Here is a 7,440-nt window from a genome sequence, read left to right on the forward strand (position 1 = left end):
CAGCCTCATCGATCAACCGGTAATGTGCGCTAGGTGGCACTACTGAGAGCGGCTGTTAACCGGTTGGTCGCTGGTTCGAATCCGGCCCGGGGAGCCACTATCACCAGAAAAGTCTTGAAACCCAAGGGTTGCAAGGGTTCCCGCCTCCCCAGAGATACACCGCGAGATACACTGCGGGGTACCCTGAGCATGAAGATTGACGTGAAGCACATACAGAAACGCGGCAAGGCTGGCTGGCGCTACAGGCGCAAAATACCTGAGGAACTTCGGACCATTCTGGGCAAGCGAGAACACCTCGTGCCGCTTGGGGCCACCGAACAGGAAGCCCTCAAGAAGTACCCGAGGGTTCACGCCGAGGCCGAGAAACTCTTGTCCGAGGCGGTCAAGCGAGCCAATGGCCCTGCGCCGACAGAGTGGGGACATTTCCGCGACGGCATAGCCGCAGCCCGCAAGCTGGGCTTCCGCCAAGACCGCGACTCCCCGTCTCTCGACGAAATCGAGTATGACACGGACTGGCAGGCTAGATTGAAGGCCATCGAGAAGCTTGCCCGCAAGTACGTTCCCAATTTCGACAGTGTCGAGTACGACGACGACGACCTCCCCCTCCCCGATTTCCTCCCGACCGAGGCAGACACCGCATTGGCGCGCGCGCTGATGCTGAACCCATCGGGTATCCCAGCCCCGACCCTAGAAGACGCCAAGCGGCTCTATCTTAAGGAGCGCGTTGGGGACGACGAGACGAAGCAGATGGAGCTTGAGCGGGTTTTCAAGCTCGTCAAGGAAGCGCTCGGCAAAGACCGCAAGCTGGCAAGCATCAAGCGCGAGGACGCCAAGGAAGTCCGCGACCACATGCTCGACGGTCGCAAAGCGTCTTCTGTGGACCGCTATCTGAACGTGGTCCGCGCGATGATCAACCACGCCATCAGAGAATTTGACCTCGCTGGCGTCACCAATCCGTTCATGAACTTGGAGGCCGCGCCCAGGGACAAGGCAGAGCCTGATAAAGACAAACGCCGGCCCTTCACCTTGGATGAGGTCGCCGCGATAACCGCCCGCATCGCGTACCATGCCAAGGCCGACCTTCAACACATCTGGACAATTCTAAACGGAACCGGGTGCCGCCTTGCTGAAGTCTCAGGCCTTCGTGTCGCAGACGTGCATCTTGACCACACCATTGCGCACATCACTGTCGAGTGGCATGACGACCGCCGCATTAAGAACAAAGTGTCGCGTCGCAACGTTCCGCTGTTAGGTGCCGCTTTGGAGGCTGCAAAGGAAGCCGTCAAGGCCGCCGGCAAAGCCTCAATGCTGTTCCCGGCCTATGGCCGACCCCGTGGTCCCGCGTCAGCCTCTGCTGCCCTCGGCAAGCATGTTCGCTCATGCGTGACTGACCCTAAGGCCACCACCCATTCCCTTCGCCACCTGATGAAAGACCGGCTGCGACTGGCCGGCGTCACCAAGTCAGACCAAGACATTGTTCTGGGTCACTCCTCGGGGAGCGTTGGGGAGGACTATGGTGGCGATGAGGCGCGGCTTGAGGTCGCCAGACGGGCGCTCGAGAAGGCGTTTGCATAAAGCCGCGCTGCCATCTCACCCACCTACTTTGCGGACTGTGCCTCCTTACAGGGGAAGGCTGAGTTCAGCGCCATATAGGCAAGGTACGAGCCATCTTGGTGCAGCTCTTCAGGGTGAGCATCAAGGTATTTGACGACGATGCGAGCGTACTGTGTTGTCCGCACTCCGGGCGGCACACACAGGGCCAAGGCTGGCCGACTTTCCCCCTGAAACCATAGCTGCGACAGACCTTGCAGCATTTCCATCGACCCCATGCACAGCCCGGAAGTGAAGGTGCTTGGGACGTTGATGCCGTCTTTAATCTGATTGTTGCTGTGAACACCTCCAACAAGCTCACGGCAGGCCCCCAGCAGTTGTGTTCCCTCTGCTGCTTTCGACGCTTGTGAGGAGACCAGAACGACCGCCACGGCAATGATGTATTTCATCGTTCTCCCCTTTCCCAACACTTGCCGCCCTCAATCGGGGAAACTGACCCGGTAATAGAAATGCTCACGTCGACCCACTTACCGGGGCCGCTGGGATCATCGAAGCCGGAAGATCGCTCAATCATCTGGACTGCAGCCGCAATCACATTGCTTGGCTGATCGACCAGCAGCCACACGCCCCACTTCGACACCTTTATGACGCGGTAGGGAGTTCCGCCGTCATCTCGCGAGGCAGTCATGGTGCCGGTGTCTACCTCAATCCTAAGAGGAGCCTTTTGGTCCCAACTGCATTGGAACGAAAGAACCTCTGCACGGGCGGTGGAAGCGAGGACCACCGCACATAACAACACCCCGCACAGCTTCAGAGCTTTAATCACGAACCCCCCGATGTAAGCTGGGCAGACCATAGCCGATTTGTCCCGGAGTGTTCTGGACAAAAATTCCGCGCAGACCCTTGGTGATCTTCAAAACCTCTTCTCGCGCTTGGCTAGCCTCGTCGCTGTGGGTCGGGCCAGGCAAGCCAATTCCGCAATTCTAGGTGCCCAAGCAATGTTCCTAACTTGCGAGGTTCGGCCAAACTCTTGGCGTCCACTTAGGCATTTGAGCGTCGATCACAACCGGCCATCCGTTCAGAACATTCTCTGCCGGGTTGCCCAGCTTCTGCCGGACACGCGCGACATTGTCCCTTCCGACCACATCGCCGACCACGACGTGATACGTGGGCGTCGAGTTGTTTGCGACGAGACGCACCTCGGCCACCAAGAAGAGATGGTCTGGCTTTCCAAAAGCGTGTGTCCGCAAAACGTATCCGAATTGAGTTGCTGGCTCATCCATCGCGCCATTGCTACCGACGACATGCGAGAGATTATTCCTTTGGCCCATTAGAAACGAGAGACAGTACGGCCGGAAATCGCCCGGATCTAATGCCGTAAGGATTTGACAAAAGCCAATCTTCACCATCGTCCGACCGAAACTCACTGGCACGTGCCTGAACTTCATTGTGGGGCTGACGCCGTATTTCAACGGAAAGGCATCCAGCCTCGTTTGGTCGGTCACTGTAGTCAGTTTCCAACTGCCCGATGTGTCAACCGATGGATCAAGCCCAGCTAGTGCCCCAGCTTGACCCATTTCATAATAGACCATGGCGGCGGGGTATTCAGAAACAGGGATGTCGATGCTTCGGGACTGGTCCGGCAACATCATGTTTATGTGGGTTTTTGACGCCCTTCTGAGGCGGCGGCGCGTTGGCGACCCATAGCTAATTCTCGCTTCGCCCCATAGTTCCCGGAGAACGTCCTGCTCAAATCTAGAAGTCACTTTGTTGCAGCGGAGGCAACTCGCTTTGAGGAGTACGTGCTTCCCGCCCATGCCTAAAGGCACCACGTGTTCGTCCGTTAGCATGACTGCTCTGTCTCCGCAGTAGATGCAGGCACCTTTCGACGGAATGGCATCAGGTCCGTGGGTCATTTTAATTCTGGATTACGACACTTGGCCGGGGCATCCTACGCAGATGTGCAACCTCTACAACATCACCACCTCGCAAGAGGCCATCCGCCAGTGACGCACCGCCCCATCTAGACCTTTTGACCCGCGATAATCGCCACCACGGCAACAGCCGACGAAGTCGCCTCCAGGCAGAGGGCTGCCATCTGCCGGGTCGCTGTCCGGCGGTGTTGTAGATGCACAGCTAGGTCGACTGCGGCACGGGCGTGGGATCTGACCTCTTTGTACCCATCCCCCGGTAGCGTGTGCCTCACGTAAGCCTCCAGCATTCGTTTCGCGTCGGTAGGGCTAGGCTTCACTTTGTCCTCGGGCTCATGCAACCCATCGACGTATACGGCTTGCCCCAGTGAGATAAGCACCTCGCGACACACGAGACCAACGGCTTGCCAGTCCTCTTCGGCTGAGGCGTTGGAGAAGCCCGTGCGCGCTCTGCCCAGAGAGCGGTCTACCCTTTCCCAACCAGTCTGCTTGCGCTCGACGACAGGACCGGGATTATTCACTCGACCTGCAGCGGACGCGATCGGTCCCGCGAAGAGCTTCCGCACGTATGCCCTGCGCTCGGCGTAGGACCCAAAGTTGTTGTCCTTCCAAAATCGGTACCAGTCCCACAACCCCTCGTGCGGGTTCTCATACTGTATTCCTGCTGCAGCGCATGCTTCGAGGAGGCGCGCCTGACGTGCGCCGTAGTAGTCTTCAACGTCCTGTATGGCCTTCACCCCGGTCGCCACAGCGATCATCATTTCCCGATGGATGAGGAGGTCCGGAAGGAGAGTAATGAACCCATCCATTGGGTCGCCTGCCTGCTTGACGATGATGTCGTCGGGGACGGCTAGGTCGGATCGCCTGCTGAGGATGGCCTCAGCTATCCGCTTGCGATCCTGCTCCGGCAGTCCTGACAGTGCCTCTGCGAACGGTTGAGGAGCGCGCACAATGACAACCGTGCGGTTGGAGGTGTCGATTCCGTATTCCACGCGCGCAGGAACCAACAGCGCAGACAGGTCGCCCCGTCGTAAGCCGTCGAGGAAGCTCCTCGCGTTCTCGCCATCCGAATCAGTCATGCCAGCAAGCCACTCACACCTTACGATTAGTCTCCCGTTGGGCCATTTGGCAAACATCAGGGCTCGGTCATCCTCTAATGGTCAAAGCGGACCATCAATCCTCATCCCGCCACACCACCCGCCGCACCGTCTGGATTTCAGCTAGCCGCCTAACTCTAATGCCATGCCGTTCCCGCGCCGTGGGGTTCTGTGTCTCGGCGTGCATACAGTCATTTTTACCGCACCGTTCGCAGCTCATTTTGCTCCCCACCAGTTCCGCCTCAATGTCCCCGAAGATTTCCTTCAGGTCTCCTGGCTGATACCAGCGCTTGACGTTGCAGAGCCCGCACTGGACGCGCACGAGCTGCCCGACCTCGTGGGCATTGCTGAGCTTCCATTCGCTGCCGCGTTTACGTCTTCCACCAGTGTCAGGCATGATCCAAGATAGGAACACATTCCTCCTCTGGTCAATTCTCACTTGACAGCTTTGTTCCTATTTTGTTCACTGTGTCATGGGGCGTAGTGAAGGCGCTCAAGGAAGTGATCGCCCTTAACGGGCATCTTCAGGGACGGCTTGATGCACTCTCGGCACCGCGCCGGGCAACGGCGATAGGAGGCACCACAATGGGCATTTTGCATCTGGACCCCGAGGCCAAGGCGGAACTGCAGTCCGAAGCCGAGAAACTCATCGCTCGTTACGACAGCCCGCTTGAGACGGTGAAGGCGCTCATGGCCTACAATTGCGAGCTTGAGACCCAGATAGTCGCTCTCGCGCACCGGCATCCGGGCTTGGTGCATGTCAGCTACGACGACACGCCGCCAGTGTTGAGGTGACAGCCGTGGGCGCTCACGCGAGGACGATTTTGCCCGATGCATGACCTTATAGCTTTCCTAGAAGCCAACTCGGCGCTGGTGCTGGCGAACCCGGCCGTCTTTGCGACGTTTGCAGTTCTCTTCGGAGGCGGGGGCTTCCTAGTCGGCCGCTACTTGCTGACCGAGCGTATCGCCAATCTGGAAAGCCGAATAGCAAGACGTGACGAGGAAATCGCAGACCTAAAGGGCGAACAGAAAGCTCCAAAGCTGGCACTGTCGATGGTGCCTATAGTTGGTGCCGTTGCGACTGGTCCAGGTAGGCCGAGCGACGCTGTACGCCTGCCATCGAATAAGCTCGCGTCCTTGACGTCTGAGCGGCGGTTCAACGAAAGACAATGAGCATGTCAGAGAACATCCTCCCACAGCAGAAGACCCCTAAACTCATCGTAGTCACTGCCTTCGACCGCGACGAGAGCGGCGACCTTCAGCCTGTCTTTGGGCCAGCCGAGCAGCAGACCGAAGAGCGGGCGATAAGAACCGCCAAGGGCTTGGCAGGGAAACATGCCGGTGTAATCGCGTGGTCGCGTGAAGCTAACCCGGCGCTCGGCGAATACGGTGAGCCGACGACGCTCTTTGTTGGTGGCGACGTGCCAGACATGGAGTGACGGTTGGCCAGTACCCCTTAGGCTCCCCAGCAGTTCTCCACTGGTGTAGCCGAGGGGCACAGGGACCTAGGAGACCATACAGCTAATATGAAAGTAGAGAGCGTAGGCAGCAGCCAGATACGAGAGTACGATCATCATGTAGGGCGATTTGAAGTTGCGTCACTGGTTTTTCCCCTACTCGCTATCGGATCTGACGCAGGCGATAAGCCTGGACAACGTGTGGGCAGGGTATGATGAGAAGACGAACGACCAGAAATCTCTTTCTAGGCAATGTTAATATCTTCTAGCAAACGACGTGAGAAAGAATGGATAATTATCATGCTGGTTTTATTTTTGTCTTCGTGTGCTTTATAATTGGAGTCTTTGGTTTTGTTATCGCAACTATCCAGGAGAATATATTTGCAGCGAAGGCGATAGATTGGCCGGTGCTTGAGTCCAGGGTTGTAGATAGATTGACTGCCGCTGTTGATCCTGTAACGTATAATATAAGAGTGAGTTACTGGTTCGATGGCAAGTTATATGACTCGATAGCTAGGAATTTTTATAGAAAGGAGACCACCAATAAACATGCCGGAGACACTGTGCTCATAAAGGTAAATCCAAGAAAACCGGATGAATGCGTACTGTTTTCGTAGGTGCCTGTCGGTAACGCAGATGTTATTGAATCAGCATCTTGGCCTCCTTAGCGGCAGCCTCGAATGCCTCCCGTATCTCCTTAGGGTCAACCTCCTCGCATTCCAGAGCTGACAGGCAGAGGGCCGACGCTCGATAGTGTCCTGAAGGTTCTGCAAAAAGCTCTGGAGAGAGAGCAGCCCTTACTCTGAGGCGAGGGGCGGCCATGGCACGCTGGTGACGTTGCGATCACCGATTCCCGTGGAAGGGTAAGTGCCATGACCAAGCGAGACGTTAGACTGAGCAGAGGTGAGTTGAAAGCGTTGCTGTTGTCGGATGAGGACGGCTTTCGCAGAGTTTTGCAGACTGTCGTGCAGGAGGCTTTGGAAGCCGAGATGACGGAGGCGATCGGGGCCGAGAAAGGCGAGCGGACGACGGAGCGGGTTGGTTACCGGTCCGGCTATTACGAACGCAAGCTTGTGACGCGGGTTGGCGTGCTGGAGCTTCGGGTTCCGCAAGATCGGGCCGGCCGGTTCTCGACGGAGTTGTTTGAGCGTTATCAACGCTCGGAGAAGGCACTGGTATCGGCGCTGGTCGAGATGTACGTGCAAGGCGTATCGACGCGCAAGGTGAAGGCGATCACCGAGGAACTGTGCGGCCATTCCTTCTCGGCCTCGACGGTAAGCCAGGCGACGGCGCGGCTGGATGAGGCGCTGAAGGCGTTCTTTGAGCGGCGGCTTGCCGAACCTTACCCGTACCTCATTCTGGATGCGCGCTATGAGCGGGCGCGCGAGGCCGGCGTGATCGCCA

Annotated in this window: 11 protein-coding genes and 1 pseudogene; 6 read left to right on the forward strand and 6 right to left on the reverse strand. The window is 57.6% G+C overall.

The features are described 5' to 3' along the window. Window positions 1–189 precede the first annotated feature (189 nt). Window positions 190–1,575: a tyrosine-type recombinase/integrase gene (locus tag AC0L18_RS02065; RefSeq protein WP_473490416.1), complete on the forward strand. Its 1,386-nt coding sequence runs from the start codon at window positions 190–192 to the stop codon at window positions 1,573–1,575. A 23-nt stretch (window positions 1,576–1,598) separates the two neighbouring features. On the opposite strand, the gene AC0L18_RS02070 is transcribed toward AC0L18_RS02065, so the two are convergent. The 6 genes and pseudogenes from AC0L18_RS02070 to AC0L18_RS02095 form a co-directional block, all read right to left on the reverse strand. Next, window positions 1,599–2,000 carry a Rap1a/Tai family immunity protein gene (locus AC0L18_RS02070; RefSeq protein ID WP_473490417.1) on the reverse strand — a complete coding sequence of 134 codons (402 nt, stop codon included), beginning with the start codon at window positions 1,998–2,000 and terminating at the stop codon, window positions 1,599–1,601. Continuing rightward, window positions 1,997–2,377, reverse strand: coding sequence for a hypothetical protein (locus AC0L18_RS02075; protein WP_473490418.1), 381 nt, complete (start codon window positions 2,375–2,377; stop codon window positions 1,997–1,999). Before AC0L18_RS02075 ends, AC0L18_RS02070 begins: the two co-directional genes overlap by 4 nt. Before the next feature lie 178 nt (window positions 2,378–2,555). Next, window positions 2,556–3,203, reverse strand: coding sequence for a hypothetical protein (locus AC0L18_RS02080; protein WP_473490446.1), 648 nt, complete (start codon window positions 3,201–3,203; stop codon window positions 2,556–2,558). A gap of 120 nt (window positions 3,204–3,323) precedes the next feature. Further along, window positions 3,324–3,467, reverse strand: a pseudogene (locus AC0L18_RS02085) (hypothetical protein); the annotation flags it as partial. Window positions 3,468–3,574: 107 nt separating this feature from the next. Next, window positions 3,575–4,561 carry a hypothetical protein gene (locus tag AC0L18_RS02090; RefSeq protein ID WP_473490419.1) on the reverse strand — a complete coding sequence of 329 codons (987 nt, stop codon included), beginning with the start codon at window positions 4,559–4,561 and terminating at the stop codon, window positions 3,575–3,577. Window positions 4,562–4,655: 94 nt separating this feature from the next. Continuing rightward, window positions 4,656–5,018 carry a hypothetical protein gene (locus AC0L18_RS02095; RefSeq protein WP_473490420.1) on the reverse strand — a complete coding sequence of 121 codons (363 nt, stop codon included), beginning with the start codon at window positions 5,016–5,018 and terminating at the stop codon, window positions 4,656–4,658. Window positions 5,019–5,164: 146 nt separating this feature from the next. Here AC0L18_RS02095 and AC0L18_RS02100 point away from each other — a divergent pair, with 146 nt between their 5' ends. From AC0L18_RS02100 to AC0L18_RS02120, 5 genes are all read left to right on the forward strand, one after another. Continuing rightward, window positions 5,165–5,374 carry a hypothetical protein gene (locus AC0L18_RS02100; RefSeq protein ID WP_473490421.1) on the forward strand — a complete coding sequence of 70 codons (210 nt, stop codon included), beginning with the start codon at window positions 5,165–5,167 and terminating at the stop codon, window positions 5,372–5,374. Window positions 5,375–5,410: 36 nt separating this feature from the next. Continuing rightward, window positions 5,411–5,752 carry a hypothetical protein gene (locus AC0L18_RS02105; RefSeq protein WP_473490422.1) on the forward strand — a complete coding sequence of 114 codons (342 nt, stop codon included), beginning with the start codon at window positions 5,411–5,413 and terminating at the stop codon, window positions 5,750–5,752. A 2-nt stretch (window positions 5,753–5,754) separates the two neighbouring features. Continuing rightward, window positions 5,755–6,018: a hypothetical protein gene (locus AC0L18_RS02110; protein ID WP_473490423.1), complete on the forward strand. Its 264-nt coding sequence runs from the start codon at window positions 5,755–5,757 to the stop codon at window positions 6,016–6,018. Window positions 6,019–6,323: 305 nt separating this feature from the next. Next, window positions 6,324–6,653 carry a hypothetical protein gene (locus AC0L18_RS02115; RefSeq protein ID WP_473490424.1) on the forward strand — a complete coding sequence of 110 codons (330 nt, stop codon included), beginning with the start codon at window positions 6,324–6,326 and terminating at the stop codon, window positions 6,651–6,653. Window positions 6,654–6,908: 255 nt separating this feature from the next. Then, window positions 6,909–7,440: transposase (locus tag AC0L18_RS02120; protein WP_473490425.1), on the forward strand; the 532-nt coding region annotated here is incomplete at its 3' end.

The organism is Mesorhizobium sp. WSM4819 (genome assembly GCF_055811215.1).

Bases quoted from the DNA above. Each gene is read 5' to 3' on its own strand.
- AC0L18_RS02065 (WP_473490416.1), top strand. From the start codon at position 190: ATGAAGATTGACGTGAAGCACATACAGAAACGCGGCAAGGCTGGCTGG.
- AC0L18_RS02070 (WP_473490417.1), bottom strand. From the start codon at position 2,000: ATGAAATACATCATTGCCGTGGCGGTCGTTCTGGTCTCCTCACAAGCG.
- AC0L18_RS02080 (WP_473490446.1), bottom strand. From the start codon at position 3,203: ATGATGTTGCCGGACCAGTCCCGAAGCATCGACATCCCTGTTTCTGAA.
- AC0L18_RS02090 (WP_473490419.1), bottom strand. From the start codon at position 4,561: ATGACTGATTCGGATGGCGAGAACGCGAGGAGCTTCCTCGACGGCTTA.
- AC0L18_RS02100 (WP_473490421.1), top strand. From the start codon at position 5,165: ATGGGCATTTTGCATCTGGACCCCGAGGCCAAGGCGGAACTGCAGTCC.
- AC0L18_RS02105 (WP_473490422.1), top strand. From the start codon at position 5,411: ATGCATGACCTTATAGCTTTCCTAGAAGCCAACTCGGCGCTGGTGCTG.
- AC0L18_RS02110 (WP_473490423.1), top strand. From the start codon at position 5,755: ATGTCAGAGAACATCCTCCCACAGCAGAAGACCCCTAAACTCATCGTA.
- AC0L18_RS02115 (WP_473490424.1), top strand. From the start codon at position 6,324: ATGGATAATTATCATGCTGGTTTTATTTTTGTCTTCGTGTGCTTTATA.